The organism is Methanoculleus sp. (assembly GCF_036677455.1).
Lineage (GTDB): Archaea > Halobacteriota > Methanomicrobia > Methanomicrobiales > Methanoculleaceae > Methanoculleus.
The window spans coordinates 1-15530 of record NZ_JAVBWL010000051.1; the positions used below are offsets into that span (position 1 = coordinate 1).

The window sequence follows — 15530 nt, forward strand, 5'->3', positions numbered from 1 at the left end:
GCGGCTGCAGGGGCGGCGGCTGCGGGTGCAGCGGCGACCGGGGCGACGGCGGCCTTGCTGATGGCCTCCTCGATGTTCACGTCCTCGAGTGCGGCAACAAGGGCCTTCACCCGGGCATCCTGGACGGCGACACCGGCCGCGTTCAGGACAGCAGTCACATTCTCTTCAGTTACATCCTTGCCTGCGTTGTGCAGGAGCAGTGCAGCGTAGATATACTCCATAATGTATTCACCTTTGATTGTTTGATAAAGTATTAGCCGAAGAGAGCACCGAGACCGGCCATGCCGCTCTCTTCCTCTTCTTCCTTCTTCTCCTCTTCCGTCTCTTCTTCCTCGGGCTTCGCCTCGGCGGCTGCCGGGGCAGCGGCGGGTGCCGCAGCGGTTGCGGCCGAGGCCGCCTTCAGGGTCGCCTCATCGAGTTCGAAGCCGTGACCCTGTGCCGCGAGCGCGACGACCAGCATCTCCCGCTGTGCCCGACCGATGATCAGGTCGGCGATGTCCTTCTCGTAGATCGGCGCCTCGACACCCACGTTCCGGGCCTCGCGCACCGCCCTGCCGATGATCGCGCTGATCGTCCGCGGGGTCGGGATAGCCGCATTCACCGAGAGGTTGAACGCCTGCTGTGCAGCGAGCACGAGGTTGTTCGCGTAGGCCTCTTCGTCGATAGCGAGGAGGTCCGGCGTGAAGATAGTGTTCTTATAGTATGCAGCCTGCAGGACGAGACCAACGTCCATCGGCTTGATACCGAGTTTCACGAGCGCGTCGGCAACCTTCTTGTTGATGACCTCGCCCTGCTTCACGACGGTCTTCGTCTCACGGATCTTGACCTTTCCGCCCTCGATGGCTGCGGGAATGCCCACCTGCTGGAGCTCGCCCACAATGGGGCCGGGCTTGAAGGAGGTCGGACCCTTCGGGACGACGATATCCTCGGGAGCCGTCTCGCCGGGCTTCGCCGCCATCTTGGTCTTCGTCTTCTCCAGCAGCTTGAAGAGCTTGAACGGGTTCTCGTTCGTGAAGATCAGGGCACTCTGGCCCTCGGCGTGGTCCTTCAGACCGCTGACACTGCCGCCGAGTTCCGTAAAGGCGTGCTCGATCAGCGTGTTCCTTGCCATCTTCACCCTCGCCGTGCCGCGGAGGTTCCTCCGGATATGCTGGACCTGTGAGGCAGGAATGCCGTACATGTCCACAACGCCGACGAGCGTGTGTTCCTCGACACCACGCTTGATCTCGTCTACCTCTTCCTTCTTCCACCGGGGCAGGTGGTGCGTATAAAGTGCCATCAGGCCACCCTCACTGCCGGCCCCATGGTCGTCTTCACGTAGACCGAGTGGATGTTCAATGCGCCGCTCTCCAGGACGGACTCGACCCTCCGGAGGACCGTATCGATGTTCTCGGCGATCTCCGCGGGATCCATCCCGGACGAGCCGACCTTCGCGTGGAAGACCTTCTTGTCCTTCGTCCGGATCTTCACGGAACTCCGAAGACGCTGGACGATGGGCCGGATATCCATTCCCTGCGGAACCGGCATGGGCATCCGTCCGCGCGGACCGAGCCTGACACCGAGATACCGGCCGACGAGAGGCATCATTGCCGTCTCGGCAAGGAAGAACCGGTATTCTTCCGCCACCTTACGCGCTTCCCGGGGTTCTCCCCCGAGCCGCTCGATCTCCTCAGGTCCGATGATAAGGTCCACATTGGCTTCTTTTGCCTGCGTGGTGATGTCGCCCTTCCCGAGAACTGCGATCTTGACGTTGTCAAAACCGTTCGGGAGGAGAATCGTCTCATCGATACGATTCTTGGGCTGGGACATATCGATATTCCTGAGGTTGACGGTGATATCCACGCTCTCCTTGAACTTCCGTTCCGGAGCCTTCTCCAGTGCCGCCTTCACGGCCTTCTGTATACTGGTTTTATCAACCATCCTTTGCCTCCATAGTACACGACCTCATGATCTTCTATGGTTGTCTGACATCTATGCGACGAGTACGCCGTCGTATGCTCCGTCGTTGATGGCCTGGATCATCTCGCGGGGTTTCATACCCTCGACGGTGACACCGACGCTCACGCACGTTCCCACGACCTCTTTGACCGCGGACTTCAGATCGTACGAGAGCATGCCATCAAGTTTCATACGGGCAATACGGACAGCGGCCTCCAGCGGCAGGTCTCCTGCCACCGACGTACCCGGCTCTGCAGACCCCTTCGCGATGCCGGCCTCTTTCATGACGAGCGCCGTCGTGGGCGGAATGCCCACCTCAATCGTGAAGTTTCGCTTGTCGTCGACCGTGACCGTCACCGGCACTTGCATGCCGTTGAAATCGGCCGTCTTCTTGTTGATCTCGTCGACGACTGCCTTCACGTTGATACCGAGAGGTCCGAGCGCAGGACCGAGAGGCGGGCCTGCTGTTGCCTTGCCACCGGGTACCAATACCTCGACCGTTTCTGCCATACAAATTCTCCAGCTTATTCCTCAGAGGAATAGTAGCCTGGGTTATCCAAGGTCGACGTGAGAGAATTTAAATATACTGTCAGGCAGTTCCGCTCCAGTGCCGGCTCCCTCCTGCATGAGCGGGAGCACCCCCCCATGGAGAGCGACCGGGCGGCAACGGAGAACGGCCCCTGTCAGGGAGAAAAAAAGGGAAACGATAGCCGTTCACTTCATATCTTCCGACCGCTCCACGACACGAACTGAGTCGCCGCGGACCGTGATCGGGATAGGAACCATGCTCTCGTAGAGTTCGACCGTGATCTCTTCCTTTCCGGAATCAATACGCTTGACGACCGCCTTTTCGCCCTTAAACGGTCCGGCGATGATCTCGACGATGGTGCCTTCGGTGATGCCGCTGACCACCGGTTTCGGCACCAGAAAATGCTCGACCTCCGAGAGAGCGGTTGAGCCCTGCACCACCGCGCGCGCGTGGGGGATCAACTCCACCAACTGCTCAATCATGGCGATGGAGTCAGGACTCTCCACGAGGACGTAGCCCTTCAGTTCCTCCGGGACCATAACGGCCATCACATGGATCTCTTTCTGCTCCCTCGTCACCTTCTCGATATTGTCGGCTACCGTCCGCTCCTGCTTTGCGGTCGTCTTGATCGCATATACCCTGTTTACGCTCTCAGCCATATCCATCATTTGGGCAACACTAACATGATCTCGTAGATAACGAAGCCGACAAGACCGATGAGCAGGATCCCGGCAGCCGCCACGATAGCGATCTTGGAGAACTCGTCCCGGGTAGGGGTCCGTGCCAGTTTCAGCACACGCCAGTACTTCTTGAAGAGTTCCTCTTCGATCTTGAAGGACTTTACTTCCTCAAACTTCTCTTTATAATCCATCATACCGGCTCACTTCAGGAAGTCGATCTCAAACTGTTTCATCATCCGCGGCATACTCTTTTCGTTTCTCCCATATATTTGTGGTGACCGAACACCGGTGACGACGAGCAGCGTCCGCATCTTCCCCTGCATCTCGGGGTCGACCTGAGCACCCCAGATGATCCGGGCGTCGGGATCGATTCGGTCGTAGACCTCCTGGATGACGGCTTCAGCCTCATACATGGTCATATCGGGCCCGCCGACCACGTTGACGAGCGCTGCAGTCGCCCCGCCGATATCCACGTCGAGCAGTGGGGAGCGGAGCGCCTTCTTGACCGAGTCGGCGGCTTTGTCCTCACTGTCGCTCTCACCCATGCCGATCATCGCGACGCCGCCACGCTCCATGACGGTCCGGACATCGGCGAAGTCGAGGTTGACGAGCCCGGGCATCGTGATCAGTTCGGTGATGCCCTTGACCGCCCGCATCAGCACCTCGTCAGAGACCTTGAAGGCAGCGTGGAGCGGGAGCCGGGGTACGACCTCGAGCAGGCGGTCGTTCGGGACGACGATGACGGTGTCCGCCACCTCGCGGAGCCGCTCGAGGCCGGCCTCGGCATTCTGGCCCCGGATGGCGCCTTCGGCCGTGAACGGCAGGGTGACCACGGCGATGGTCAGGGCACCCTCCTCACGGGCGGCCTTCGCGACCACGGGCGCGGAGCCGGTGCCGGTGCCCCCACCAAGCCCTGAGGTGATGAAGACCATGTCGCACCCCTCGACGGCCCGCTTGATGTCGTCCTCGTTCTCAAGGGCCGCCTCCTCACCGACCTGAGGGATCGAGCCCGCACCGAGACCGCGGGTCCTCTGTCTCCCGATCAGGATACGGGTTTCTGCCCGCGTCCGGATAAGGTGCTGAGCATCAGTGTTGATGGCGATCAGCCGCGCCCCGTTGATGCCTTCTTCCGCCATCCTGGTGATCGTGTTCGAACCGCCGCCCCCGCATCCGACGACCGCGATCTCGGTCCGGAGCTCCATAAGGATGTCTTCAAGATCCTTGTCGACCTCTACGGGTTCAGCAAAGCGCTGCTCCTCTCGTGCCCGCGAAAGTGCCTCTTCTACGATGGATTTCATATGTATCTCTCCAATCCCGGGATATGTATCCGCTTTGCGCTGGTTGTCTGCACTGTATCGGGCGTTATCTTCCGTCCCTCGATCTCGACCGCTTTCCCATCGGCAAGCATGCCGAAGAGCGGCCCTTTCGGGACCCCGAGCATGCGCGCCTTCTCGGGGTCGAACCGCACCTTCTGAAGGACGAGGTGATCACCGTCGATAACAGCATTCTCACAGATAAGTAAGAGTTTTACACACAGGGTAGTTATATCTCTTGCGAGTTGGGAGGATACCCCCTCGAAGGTGATGAACGTCGACAGAACCTCGGTCGATCCCTTTGAGATATGAGCTACCGGCAATTCGTCGAGGGCGGCAAGGAACCCGACTTTTTCGATTTTTAAAACTTCCTCAACCAGATCTGAAGGAACCCGGACCGGGACGGGGGTCCCCTCTCCCGCGAGGCCGTGGATGCGGACGCGTGACCCCGGGGCAACCTCCCCGGCGAGGGACCTGACCTTGAGGTAGGTCTCCCACGCAAGGCCCGCGGCCTCCAGGATCTCCGATTCGGTGAGGAGCAGAATCCCGGCGTCGTCGAGCATCCGCTCGATCTGCCCGACCTCTCGGGTGGAGAGTGATTTCTGGTCGATGTGGGCGGCCACGGCAGAACTCGCCTCCTGCATCCGCAGGATGAGACCGGGGTTGACGGCACCGATCTGCCGGGCCGGGACGATATGGCCGAAGGCACCCCGGGAGGCGAGGGCGATCCCGGTCTGCCGCACGGCGTAATGGGTTCCGCCAAAGCCGATGAGATTGATCGTCTCCTCCGGCACCGCGGTGAGGATGCTCTCCGCCACCGCTCGTCCGGCGGCCGGGTCGGCCCACTCGGTGGCGGTGGACCCGATCTCGACGAAGAGCGACGGGGTCGCGAGCGCCGTCGGGCCGTGGTGCGTCACCTCGTAGGAGACCCGGTAGCCCTCCGGGGCCCGGGCGGCGAGGTTTCTCAGGACGGCATGCATCCATGCAGGAGATGCCGGCGCAAGCGTCTCCGGCTCCCCGCCGAGGTCGGCGGTCTCGTAATTGCCGGTCACGTGCACGGTCAGGGCGGGCACCTGCTGCGCGCTCGCGTGCCGGGAGATGAAGATGATCAGGTCGGCGTCGACCTCTTCGTCGATCCGGTCCTGGTGGATCAGTCTTCCTGCGACCTCATGAAACGTCAGCGTATGCCGGTCCGCAAGCGGCCACGGCCCGCCCTCTGCGAGCAGGATCTCGAGGTGGCGCCTGATGTTCACCCCTGCAACATCCTCTCTTGAGTTGATCAGCGCGATCCGCATCGGTACCTAGCTTGGGCGGGCGGCACGCTAAAAGGGTAGTGCCGATCAGTCTGACAGTAAATCCTATCTGCCAGTACGCGAACCATGTTGGTATTATGGATGCAGAGAAGATACGGAAGGCGTTCGAAGCCTACGGCATAACGGATGAGATCACCTGCCCGCAGGCGTTCGAGATCTCGGAGAAGTACGACATTCCAAAGATGGATATCGCCCGGTACTGCAACCAGCGCGAGCCCAGACTGAAGATCCGGGGTTGCCAGCTGGGTTGCTTCCAATGAGCCTCTTCCTCGAAGTCGTCTCGGTCAGCGAGGCCGTGGAGGCGATCCGGAGGATCGCGCCCCCGCCCCGGTACGAGGAGGTCCCGCTCGAGGACGCCCTACACCGGGTCCTCGCGAGGGACGTTGCTGCCGATATCGATATCCCCGGGTTTGACCGCTCGACGGTCGACGGTTACGCGGTCGCTGCGGCCGAGACCACCGGGGCCTCCGAGGCCATTCCGGCGATGCTCCGGTGCCAGGGCCGCATCGGGATGGGGAGCGCGGATGCGGGGACGGTCTCCCCGGGCTCGTGCCGGTACGTCCCCACCGGGGGCGCTCTCCCCCGGGGTACGGATGCAGCGGTGATGATCGAGCACGCCGAGCAGATCGGCGACGACGTCCTGGTGCACCGCCCGGTGGCGCCCGGCGAGAACGTGGTCTTCCGGGGTGAGGACTTCGCCGCAGGGAAGACGGCCCTCACGCGTGGCCGCGTGCTCTCGCCCCGGGATATCGGCGTCGCCGCGGCGGTCGGTGCCGACCGGGTGAGTGTGGCAAAACGCCCCAGGATCGGGATCATCTCGACAGGAAACGAGCTCGTCGCCGTTGCCGATACCCCGGGACCGGGCGAGGTGCGGGACGCGAACTCCTACCTTGCCGGGGCTTTCGTGACTGAACGAGGCTGCCACCCGGTCTACTTCGGGATCGTCAGGGATGAGCGGTCGATGCTGAAGAAGGCAGTCGCCTCAGCGCTTGAGCAGTGCGACGCGGTCCTGGTCTCAGGAGGGTCCTCGAAGGACGAACGGGACAACACCGCCGCGGTCATCACGGAACTAGGCGAGGTGCTGGTCCACGGGATCGCTCTTGCGCCCGGAAAACCCACCATCATCGGGACGGCGGGGGGCAAGCCGGTCATCGGGCTCCCCGGCCACCCGGCCTCGGCCTATGTCGTGCTCGTCGCCGTCGTCGACTACCTGCTCGCGGCGATGCATGATACCACGGTCTCACGGCGGACCATCCGCGCACGGCTGGTCCAGAACATCTCTTCCACCCGTGGGCGGGAGGACTACGTCCGGGTCAGCCTCAAAAACGGGGAGGCGACGCCGGTCTTCGGGAAGTCGGGGCTCCTCAACACCCTGGTGCAGAGCGAGGGGTTGGTACGGATCCCGGCATCGAGCGAAGGGCTCGAGGTCGGCGAAGAGGTGGAGGTGATCCTGTGGTGAAGCGTTACCTCTCGGTCATATCGCTCGCCGAGGCGCGGGCACTCATGGAGCGCTCGTTTGTGGCGGTCCCGGGGGTCGCCCGGGTTCCGGTGACCCCCGGAGCGGTCGGCAGGATAACCACCGAGCCCATATTCGCCCGGTTCTCGGTCCCCGCCATCCACCTCTCGGCAATGGACGGGATCGCGGTCAGGAGCGCCGATACCCACGGGGCGAGCGAGCAGCACCCGGTGACCCTCCCGGACGCGGCACGGGTCAACACCGGAAACATTGTCCCGCCCGGCTACGACGCGGTGGTGATGATCGAGGACGTCTGGGTCGAGTCGAAGTCTGATGACTTCTCCCGCTCCGCTCCCACGGAGCATCGCGAAGGTGAAACCTATACCGTCCGAAAGCCGGTCAGCCCCTGGCAGCATATCCGCCCGGTCGGCGAGGATATCGGGGAATCTGAGATGATCCTCCCCTCGCACCACCGGATCCGGCCCCAGGACGTCGGAGCGCTCGCGAACTACGGCGTCACCGAGGTCGCGGTCAGGAGCGTCCGGGCGGGCCTGATCCCCACCGGGAGCGAGCTGGTGCCGGCGGGCGAGATGCCGCCGCCCGGGAAGGTGGTGGAGAGCAACACCCTGATGGCCGCGGCGGTCCTCGCGGAAGCGGGCGTGGAGACGCACCGCTACGGAATCGTCCCGGACGACTACGACCGGATCCGGGATGCCGTCCGACGCGGCGTCGCCGAGAGCGACATCCTCCTCATCTCGGCCGGGTCGTCCGCCGGGACACGTGACTACACCGCAGATGTCGTCCGGGATCTCGGCGAGGTGCTGGCGCACGGGGTCGCCATCAAGCCCGGTAAGCCGGTGATCATCGGCCGGATCGATGGGAAGCTGGTGATCGGGCTTCCCGGCTATCCCCTTGCGGCGGCGACCGTGCTCCGCGAGATCGTTCTGCCACACATCGCCCGCTACGGCCTCCCCACCCGGGAGGAGGAGCACGTCGATGCCCGGCTGACCACGAGCCTCCACTCGGACATCGGGACCGATGAGTTCGTCCTTCTCTCGGTGGGAAAGATCGGCGACCGCTGGGTGACGGTGCCCCAGTCACGGGGCGCGGGTATCCAGATGAGCGCAGTCCGGTCAAACGGCTACATGCAGATCCCATCGCAGAAGGAAGGTGCCGAGGCTGGAGAGACCGTGAACGTCCGGCTCACCGTCCCCCGCGCGGAGGCGGAGGAGGCGGTGCTCATCACCGGCAGCCACGACCCGGCGCTCGACTACCTGGCAGACCGGGTGAGAGAGCGCGGCGTCGACCTCCACTCCACCCATGTCGGGAGCATGGGCGGGGTGATCGCGCTCAAAAAGCAGGAGTGCCACGCGGCCCCGATGCACCTCCTCGCCCCCGACGGCACCTACAACACCCAATATCTGGAGCGCTACATGCCCGGCGCGGACCTCGTCCTCCTCTGTGTGGCGGAACGGCAGCAGGGGGTCATCTCCCGCGACGGGCTCGGGTTCGACGACCTGCCCGGGAGGACGTTCATCAACCGGCAGAAGGGGTCGGGAACCAGAATCCTTCTCGATCACTGCCTCGCAAAGCGCGGCATCGACCCGAGATCCATCCCCGGTTACGAGCGTGAAGCGACGACGCATCTCGCGGTGGCGCTTGCGGTCAGGACCGGGGAGGTGGACGCGGGTATGGGGGTCTACAGCGCCGCAAAGGCGCTCGGTCTCGCGTTCGTTCCGGTGGCGACGGAGCGCTACGAACTCGCGATGCACCGCGCGATGCTCGACGACCCCCGGATCGCGGCCCTGGTGGAGACCGTCTCGTCGGAGGCGTTCAAAGATATCCTCCAGGACCTCGGGGGTTACGAGACAGACGAGACCGGTGCCCTGCGCGGACCGCAAGAGTGACCGCTTCCCCGGGCCCGGCGCAGGCCCGGACCCCCTCGATCTCCCAGGTAGAGAGGCCGAAGACTGGTTTTCCCGTCTTCAGGCCGACGGCGATCTCCGAGAGCGTGCCGTAGCCTCCCCCGACGGCGATCACGGCGTCCGCCGAGTGGACGAGGACCACGTTCCTCGCGTGGCCCATGCCGGTCCGGACCACCACGTCGAGGTAGGGGTTCCCGTCCCCGGTGTCCGGCAGGATGCCCACCGTCGTCCCGCCGGCCTCTTTTGCACCCCTGCAGGCGGCCTCCATCACCCCGCCAAGGCCGCCGCAGCAGACGGTCGCGCGGTTTTGGGCGATGAGACGGCCGACGGCCTCCGCTGTTGCGTATTCCTCGCGGGAGCAGTCCCCCCTCCCGATGACAGCGATCTGCATGGAGGAGAGGTCGGGGGTGTGAGGGGATAAAGGGGCGGCAGGGGGGCAGGTTGGGAAGAGGGGCGTCGCACACAGAGGATTTTAACTCCGGATCGAAGGACCGGCGCACCCAAAGAGGTTGAACTCCGTTCCTACCGGAACGTCGCAAGTAGCACCTGCGGTGCTACCGCTCTGCTCCTGGCGGAGCATCGCGAGTCGCACCTCCGGTGCTCCTGCCCCGGCTGCCCTGCGGGGCACCCAAAGGGGGTGAACTCTGCTCCTGGCGGAACATCGCGAGTCGCACCTCCGGTGCTCCTGCCCCGGCTGCCCTGCGGGGCACCCGGGGCACATACAAAACACTTTGTCCCACGGCAACAAACGATACACCAGAGTGTGACGATGAGGGATATAAGGTGAAAGAAGTCACCAGCAGTTATAACCCGCGCGATATCGAGACGCGAGTCCAGGATTACTGGAAGAACGAGAATATCTATGCACGCGTCCAGGCTCAGAGGAAGGATGGAAAGGCGTTCTTTTTCGTCGACGGGCCGCCGTATACCACCGGCCACATTCACCTCGGCACCGCCTGGAACAAGATCATCAAAGATACTATCCTCCGGTATCACCGGATGCGAGGTGCGAACGTCATTGAGCGGGCCGGCTACGATATGCACGGCCTCCCCATCGAGGTGAAGGTGGAGCACCAGCTCGGGTTCACCTCCAAGAAGGATATCGAGGAGTACGGCATCGCTGCGTTCATCGAACAGTGCCGGACGTTCGCGGTGACGCATATGGGGATCATGAGCGACCAGTTCCGGAAGCTCGGCGTCTGGCTCGACTTCGACAACCCCTACCAGACCGTCGATGCGGGCTACATCGAGTCCGCGTGGTGGGCGATCCAGCGGGCCGACGAACTCGAGCTCCTCGAACGCGGTCACCGGGTCGTGAACTGGTGCCCCCGGTGCGAGACGGCGATCGCCGATTCGGAGGTGGAGTACTGGGACGAGACCGATCCTTCTATCTTCGTCAAGTTCCCCGTCGTCGGGCGCGAGAACGAGTACCTGGTTATCTGGACGACGACACCCTGGACCCTTCCCGCGAACGTGGCGGTGGCGGTCAATCTCGCGTTCACCTACGCCCGGGTTCGGGCGAAGAAGGAGAACAGCGAAGAGATCCTCTGGATCGCCGACGAACTCGTCGAGTCCATCCTGAAGATGGGCCGCTACCAGGACTACACGGTCCTTGAGAAGGTCCCGGGAAGCGGCCTCGTCGGGATGGAGTATACGTCCCCGCTCGCCGGCCACGTGCCGCACCAGGCGGAGATCCGGCACCGGGTCGTGGCGGCCGACTACGTCACGCTCGAGAACACCGGCCTCGTCCACATCGCCCCCGGTCACGGGTGGGATGACTACCTGGTCGGGATCAAGGAGGACCTTGAGGTCTTCTGCCCGGTCGACGCCGGCGGGTGTTTCACCCCGGCGGCGGGAGCGTTTGCGGACATGTACGTCCGGGACGCAAACGACGTCGTTATCGATGCGCTCGGCGGCTACCTCCTCGCCCGGCGGACGATCACCCACCGTTACGGCCACTGCTGGCGATGCAAGACCCCCATCATCTACCGGGCGACGGCACAGTGGTTCCTGAAGGCCACCAGCATCCGCGACGAGATGCTCGATGAGATCGCGAAGGTGAAGTGGTACCCCGGGTGGGCAGGCAGCGCCCGGTTCCATGACTTCGTCAAGGAGTCCCGGGACTGGTGCATCTCGCGGCAACGCTACTGGGGGATCCCCATCCCCATCTGGCACTGCGAGAAGTGCGATGGGTACACCGTCATCGGCACCATCGCAGAACTCGAGAAGCGGTCAGGAGCAACGGTCCCCGACCCCCACAGGCCCTACGTGGACGAGGTCACCATCCCGTGCTCGTGCGGCGGAAAGATGCGCCGGGTGAGCGACATCTTCGATGTCTGGTTCGACTCGGCGGTCGCGTCCTGGGCGACCCTCGGGTTCCCCCGGCAGCGTGAGGCCTTCGACCGTTACTGGCCGGCGGACTTCATCACCGAGGGGCAGGACCAGACCCGGGGCTGGTTCTATTCCCAGCTCGGGGCGAGCACCGTGGCGTTCGGCCGCGCTCCCTACAAGAGCGTCCTGATGCACGGGTTTGCTCTCGACGCCGAAGGGCGCAAGATGAGCAAGAGCACCGGGAACGTGGTGACGCCTGAGGAGGTGATGAACCAGTTCGGCGTCGACGTCCTCCGGTTCTACGTCCTCTGGGCGAACGCCCCCTGGGACGACCTGAAGTTCAACTGGGACGGCGTGAAGACCGTCCACCGGACGCTCAACATCCTCTGGAACGTCTACCGGTTCCCGCTCCCGTACATGGCCCTTGACTCGTTTGAGCCCATGGCCGGTGACGGCGGGCGATGGGACGGGTCGTTTGTCCGGAACCACATCGGGGAGATGCCGGAGGAGGACCGCTGGATCGTCTCCCGCGTAAACTCGCTCGCCCGGGCAATGAACGACGATATGCAGGAGTATCACCTCCACCGGGAGACACGGGCGCTTGCCGCCTTCATCCTTGAGGACCTCTCCCGCTGGTACGTGCAGCTCGTCCGACCGAGGATGTGGCTCGAGGAGGATTCGCCGGGGAAGCGGTACGCCTACGAGACCTCTTACTACGTCATGCGCCGCTTAACGACGCTCCTCGCGCCGTTTACCCCGCATATCGCCGAGGAGATCTACCAGAACCTCCGCCTCGCAGGAGACCCGGAGAGCGTCCATATGCTCGACTGGCCTGAGGCGGAAGACTCCCTGATCGATGCGCGTCTGGAGGCCGACATGGAGGCCGTCCAGTCGTTCGACGACGCGGTCGCCACCGCCCGGCAGGCCGGGAAACGGAAACTCCGGTGGCCGGTTGGGGAGGTCGTGGTCGTCACCGAGAGTGTTGGCGTGAAGGCGGCTCTTGAGGACTTGAACGCCCTTGCCCTGGCCCGGGCAAACGCCCGGGCAGTCAGGATCGTCACGGGAACATGGGACCGGATCCTCTGGCAGGCCGAACCGGTGATGCGGGCGATCGGCCCGGAGTTCGGCAAAGAGGGCCCGAAGGTCAAGGCGCTGATCGAGGGAGCGGACGGCACCGCCCTGAAGGCCGCGATCGAGCGGGACGGAAAGGCCGCGATCGATGGCTACGAGATCACCGCAAAGCACGTCACCTTCGCAGAAGCCCTCCCCGCGGGTGTCTTTTCCGCCCCCATGAAGGATGCGACGGTCTACGTGGACGTCACCCTCACGCCGGCGCTCGAAGCCGAGGGCTACGCTCGCGAGGTGATCCGGCGGATACAGGATATGCGCCGGCAGCTGGACCTGAACGTCAACGACTTCATCGTTGCGGCCGTTGAGATCGCTGATGGGCGGGTCGCCTCGCTCGTCGGGGAAGAGGAGTGGCAGAACGAGATCGCCGGGGAGGTGCGGGCTGCTCTCCTCACCGTCAGGCACGCGGACGGAAAGAGACCGGCAGAACCCTTTGCGCTCGAGAAGGACTGGGACGTGGAAGGCGTGCAGATGCAGATCGGCATCTCACGCGCCGGTGAGTGAGCGGATCAGGGCAGCGCCCTCCGGGCTGGAGAAGAGGGGCGTCTCCTCCGGCTCCCGGATGCAGGTCCTCTTCGTCTCGACGGTCTCGGCCGTCAGGGGGTTATACCCCTCTTTTACATACTCTTCCCGGTAGAGGAACGTCCCCCTCCGCTGCCAGGCCGGGGTCGCCGCCAGGTTGACGCCCCGCTCAAACATCATCTCGTGCAACGCCTCGGACTGCAGCCCCTTGAGCGCGGCTGCGGCCTTCCGGGGGCTCATCCCCTCATCGACCAGGGCGCTCTGGCAGTAGGCGTTGATGTGGTTTCGCCATGCCTCGTTCTGCCGTGATACGAGGTACTCGACCGCAAACTCCCCCGCCGCGGGGATGGTCCGGGCATCGAACGCGAGGGGTTCGGTGCACCCGAGTTCGATCGTCAGCGCACTCGCCGCAACCGCGGCGGTCACCGAATCGATCTTCTCCACCCGCCCGGAGAACGGCAACGTCCGGAAGTAGAGGCTGATCTCATCGGAGAAGGTGTAGGCGAACGCGGGCGTAAGGCCGCTCTCTGTGAGGAGGTGGCGGCAGACCGACCGCATGCAGGCATTGAAGGCAGGATCAAACGGTTTTTTGAGATCAAGCCTGCGAGCCAGATGGTGAAAGGCCCGGCCGTCGAGCCTGACAAAAACAGGGGGAAATATGGTGAGGTTCGAGAAGATCTCCCGGCCTTTGATATCCATATGCTATCGGTGTATGAGGATCTCCGGGCAGACCGGATATCCGGTTATTCCTCTTTTGCCGGTGACCTGAAGATCCCGGGGATATGGCGGACGATGACGATATCTCCGATACTCTTTACGATGCGGAAGGGGATCTGCATTCCTGCATAGCCTTTTACCTCGCCGATCTCGGGGTTGAGCTCGCCAACCGCGAGGGAGTCGATCTTCTTCTGGTCGACGTCAAGCACAACGTCATCAACGTTCCCCACAAAGACGGCCTTATCAGTATAGACCCGCAGCCCGAACAACTCTGTGATCTGTGTTCTCATCGGTATCCTCTGAAGGTATATTACTATAAATGATAAAAAGATACTCCTTCTCATGGAAGCGTCGCTACAGATCGGTAACCTGGCCGGGATCCCGGTCAAACTGCACTGGAGTTTCCTCCTGGTGATCCCCCTCTTCGCCTGGATCATCGGGAGCCAGATCCTGCTCACGACTGAGTTGATCGCGGTCCTCTTTGGTGTTCCGATCGATCCGACGCTGATCGCGGCCGGGCTCAACCCCTACATCCTCGGGACCGTCGTCGCGCTCGGCCTCTTCGTCGGTGTCTTCATCCACGAGATGGCCCACTCGCTCATCGCGAAAGCGAAGGGAATCAAGATCCATAGCATCACCCTCCTCATCCTCGGCGGCGTCTCCCAGATGGAGGAGACGATGCCGGACCCGAAGATAGAACTCCCCATGGCGCTCGCAGGCCCGCTCACGAGTCTCGCGATCGGCCTCATCAGCAGCGCCCTGGTCTACGTCGTCGACGCCGTCGTTCTGGACCCGGGTGTTGCCGGCGTCCTGGTCTTCACCTTCGGCTACCTCGGTCTCCTGAACATCCTGCTCTTCGGGTTCAACCTCCTCCCGGCGTTCCCGATGGACGGGGGGCGCGTCCTGCGGGCATGGCTCGCACGGAGGATGCCGCTTGCCCGGGCGACCCGGATCGCCGCCGACGTCGGGAAGGGGTTTGCCGTCCTCTTCGGGATTGTCGGGCTCCTGCTCCTGAACCCGATCCTGATCATCATCGCCTTCTTCATCTACATCGGAGCGAACCAGGAGGCCACCTATCTCCGCTACAACATCCTGCTCCAGGATGTCACGGTGGCGGACGCGATGAGCAGCCCGGTAACTACCGTGGAGCCGACGATGCCGCTCACAAGGCTGCTCGAGATGATGTATGAGACGAAGCACCTCGGCTTCCCGGTGGTGGAGCGTGGATCACTCGTGGGGATCGTCGCCCTCGCCGACGTCCACAAAATCGCGCCGCTCGACCGTGAAGCGATGCAGGTGCGGGACGTCATGACCCGGAACCCGGCCACCCTTCCGCCGTCGGCGCCCCTCATCGACGCGCTGAAGATCATAACGGGGATGGACGTCGGGAGGATTCCGGTGGTCGCGGACGATACCCTGATCGGGATCGTCACCCGGACGGATGTACTCCGGGTGATGGAACTGCGGGAGGAGAAGTAGCCAGGCGACTCTGCGCAGAGCGGTCGCTTCCTATCGGAACACCGCTTGCTCCCGTCCACGGCTTCCCGGGGGACTGCGCACCTAACGGTGTTCGAACTCCGCCTGCCCCCCGGGGCACGCGTCGTTTATCGCCACGCACTGCCCGCCCCCGGGGGGCGGGAGGAGCGCGAAACGCGGGCGGTGGGGGCTTTTGAGAAGA

General features: G+C 63.5%; 16 protein-coding genes. 5 read left to right on the forward strand and 11 right to left on the reverse strand.

Features of this window, described 5'->3' with window-relative positions; translation table 11 throughout:
- The 8 genes from rpl12p to V6K60_RS11995 form a co-directional block, all read right to left on the reverse strand.
- Positions 1–221: 50S ribosomal protein P1 (rpl12p, locus tag V6K60_RS11960; protein WP_332450753.1), on the reverse strand; the 221-nt coding region annotated here is incomplete at its 3' end.
- A gap of 32 nt (positions 222–253) precedes the next feature.
- Entirely contained in the window at positions 254–1279 is a 1026-nt protein-coding gene (locus V6K60_RS11965; protein ID WP_332450754.1) for a 50S ribosomal protein L10, read from the reverse strand.
- Complete coding sequence (locus V6K60_RS11970; protein ID WP_332450755.1) at positions 1279–1920, reverse strand: 50S ribosomal protein L1; 642 nt, start codon at positions 1918–1920, stop codon at positions 1279–1281. The genes V6K60_RS11965 and V6K60_RS11970 overlap by 1 nt, the downstream gene beginning before the upstream one ends.
- A gap of 51 nt (positions 1921–1971) precedes the next feature.
- Positions 1972–2448: a 50S ribosomal protein L11 gene (locus V6K60_RS11975; RefSeq protein ID WP_332450756.1), complete on the reverse strand. Its 477-nt coding sequence runs from the start codon at positions 2446–2448 to the stop codon at positions 1972–1974.
- Between the two features lie 204 nt (positions 2449–2652).
- Positions 2653–3126, reverse strand: coding sequence for a transcription elongation factor Spt5 (locus tag V6K60_RS11980; protein WP_332450757.1), 474 nt, complete (start codon positions 3124–3126; stop codon positions 2653–2655).
- Between the two features lie 5 nt (positions 3127–3131).
- Positions 3132–3341: a protein translocase SEC61 complex subunit gamma gene (locus tag V6K60_RS11985; protein ID WP_332450758.1), complete on the reverse strand. Its 210-nt coding sequence runs from the start codon at positions 3339–3341 to the stop codon at positions 3132–3134.
- Positions 3342–3347: 6 nt separating this feature from the next.
- Positions 3348–4445, reverse strand: coding sequence for a cell division protein FtsZ (ftsZ, locus tag V6K60_RS11990; RefSeq protein ID WP_332450759.1), 1098 nt, complete (start codon positions 4443–4445; stop codon positions 3348–3350).
- Positions 4442–5755, reverse strand: a complete 1314-nt coding sequence (locus V6K60_RS11995) for a D-aminoacyl-tRNA deacylase (RefSeq protein ID WP_332450760.1) — start codon at positions 5753–5755, stop codon at positions 4442–4444. The genes ftsZ and V6K60_RS11995 overlap by 4 nt, the downstream gene beginning before the upstream one ends.
- A 95-nt stretch (positions 5756–5850) precedes the next feature.
- Here V6K60_RS11995 and V6K60_RS12000 point away from each other — a divergent pair, with 95 nt between their 5' ends.
- The 3 genes from V6K60_RS12000 to V6K60_RS12010 are packed head-to-tail and all read left to right on the forward strand — an operon-like array spanning position 5851 to position 9136.
- Entirely contained in the window at positions 5851–6033 is a 183-nt protein-coding gene (locus tag V6K60_RS12000) for a hypothetical protein (RefSeq protein ID WP_332450761.1), read from the forward strand.
- On the forward strand, positions 6030–7232 hold the full coding sequence (locus V6K60_RS12005) for a molybdopterin molybdotransferase MoeA (protein WP_332450762.1): 1203 nt from the start codon (positions 6030–6032) through the stop codon (positions 7230–7232). Before V6K60_RS12000 ends, V6K60_RS12005 begins: the two co-directional genes overlap by 4 nt.
- Positions 7226–9136: a molybdopterin biosynthesis protein gene (locus V6K60_RS12010; protein ID WP_332450763.1), complete on the forward strand. Its 1911-nt coding sequence runs from the start codon at positions 7226–7228 to the stop codon at positions 9134–9136. The genes V6K60_RS12005 and V6K60_RS12010 overlap by 7 nt, the downstream gene beginning before the upstream one ends.
- Here V6K60_RS12010 and V6K60_RS12015 read toward each other — a convergent pair.
- Complete coding sequence (locus V6K60_RS12015) at positions 9063–9545, reverse strand: TIGR00725 family protein (RefSeq protein WP_332450764.1); 483 nt, start codon at positions 9543–9545, stop codon at positions 9063–9065. The genes V6K60_RS12010 and V6K60_RS12015 overlap by 74 nt on opposite strands.
- 392 nt (positions 9546–9937) lie before the next feature.
- Here V6K60_RS12015 and ileS point away from each other — a divergent pair, with 392 nt between their 5' ends.
- Positions 9938–13117, forward strand: coding sequence for an isoleucine--tRNA ligase (gene ileS, locus V6K60_RS12020; protein ID WP_332450765.1), 3180 nt, complete (start codon positions 9938–9940; stop codon positions 13115–13117).
- On the opposite strand, the gene V6K60_RS12025 is transcribed toward ileS, so the two are convergent.
- Positions 13100–13834: a tRNA(His) guanylyltransferase Thg1 family protein gene (locus tag V6K60_RS12025; protein ID WP_332450766.1), complete on the reverse strand. Its 735-nt coding sequence runs from the start codon at positions 13832–13834 to the stop codon at positions 13100–13102. The two genes, ileS and V6K60_RS12025, sit on opposite strands and share 18 nt — an antisense overlap.
- Positions 13835–13878: 44 nt before the next feature.
- A complete protein-coding gene (locus V6K60_RS12030) occupies positions 13879–14142 on the reverse strand; it encodes a PRC-barrel domain-containing protein (protein ID WP_332450767.1) in 264 nt (87 codons plus the stop codon).
- A gap of 52 nt (positions 14143–14194) precedes the next feature.
- On the opposite strand from V6K60_RS12030, the gene V6K60_RS12035 reads away from it, so the two are divergent.
- Positions 14195–15331: a CBS domain-containing protein gene (locus V6K60_RS12035; protein WP_332450768.1), complete on the forward strand. Its 1137-nt coding sequence runs from the start codon at positions 14195–14197 to the stop codon at positions 15329–15331.
- Positions 15332–15530: the final 199 nt, after the last annotated feature.

Bases quoted from the DNA above. Each gene is read 5' to 3' on its own strand.
- V6K60_RS11970 (WP_332450755.1), bottom strand. From the start codon at position 1,920: ATGGTTGATAAAACCAGTATACAGAAGGCCGTGAAGGCGGCACTGGAG.
- V6K60_RS12015 (WP_332450764.1), bottom strand. From the start codon at position 9,545: ATGCAGATCGCTGTCATCGGGAGGGGGGACTGCTCCCGCGAGGAATAC.
- V6K60_RS12030 (WP_332450767.1), bottom strand. From the start codon at position 14,142: ATGAGAACACAGATCACAGAGTTGTTCGGGCTGCGGGTCTATACTGAT.
- V6K60_RS11995 (WP_332450760.1), bottom strand. From the start codon at position 5,755: ATGCGGATCGCGCTGATCAACTCAAGAGAGGATGTTGCAGGGGTGAAC.
- V6K60_RS11965 (WP_332450754.1), bottom strand. From the start codon at position 1,279: ATGGCACTTTATACGCACCACCTGCCCCGGTGGAAGAAGGAAGAGGTA.
- ftsZ (WP_332450759.1), bottom strand. From the start codon at position 4,445: ATGAAATCCATCGTAGAAGAGGCACTTTCGCGGGCACGAGAGGAGCAG.
- V6K60_RS11985 (WP_332450758.1), bottom strand. From the start codon at position 3,341: ATGATGGATTATAAAGAGAAGTTTGAGGAAGTAAAGTCCTTCAAGATC.
- V6K60_RS11980 (WP_332450757.1), bottom strand. From the start codon at position 3,126: ATGGCTGAGAGCGTAAACAGGGTATATGCGATCAAGACGACCGCAAAG.
- V6K60_RS12025 (WP_332450766.1), bottom strand. From the start codon at position 13,834: ATGGATATCAAAGGCCGGGAGATCTTCTCGAACCTCACCATATTTCCC.
- V6K60_RS12000 (WP_332450761.1), top strand. From the start codon at position 5,851: ATGGATGCAGAGAAGATACGGAAGGCGTTCGAAGCCTACGGCATAACG.
- V6K60_RS12005 (WP_332450762.1), top strand. From the start codon at position 6,030: ATGAGCCTCTTCCTCGAAGTCGTCTCGGTCAGCGAGGCCGTGGAGGCG.
- V6K60_RS11975 (WP_332450756.1), bottom strand. From the start codon at position 2,448: ATGGCAGAAACGGTCGAGGTATTGGTACCCGGTGGCAAGGCAACAGCA.
- V6K60_RS12035 (WP_332450768.1), top strand. From the start codon at position 14,195: ATGGAAGCGTCGCTACAGATCGGTAACCTGGCCGGGATCCCGGTCAAA.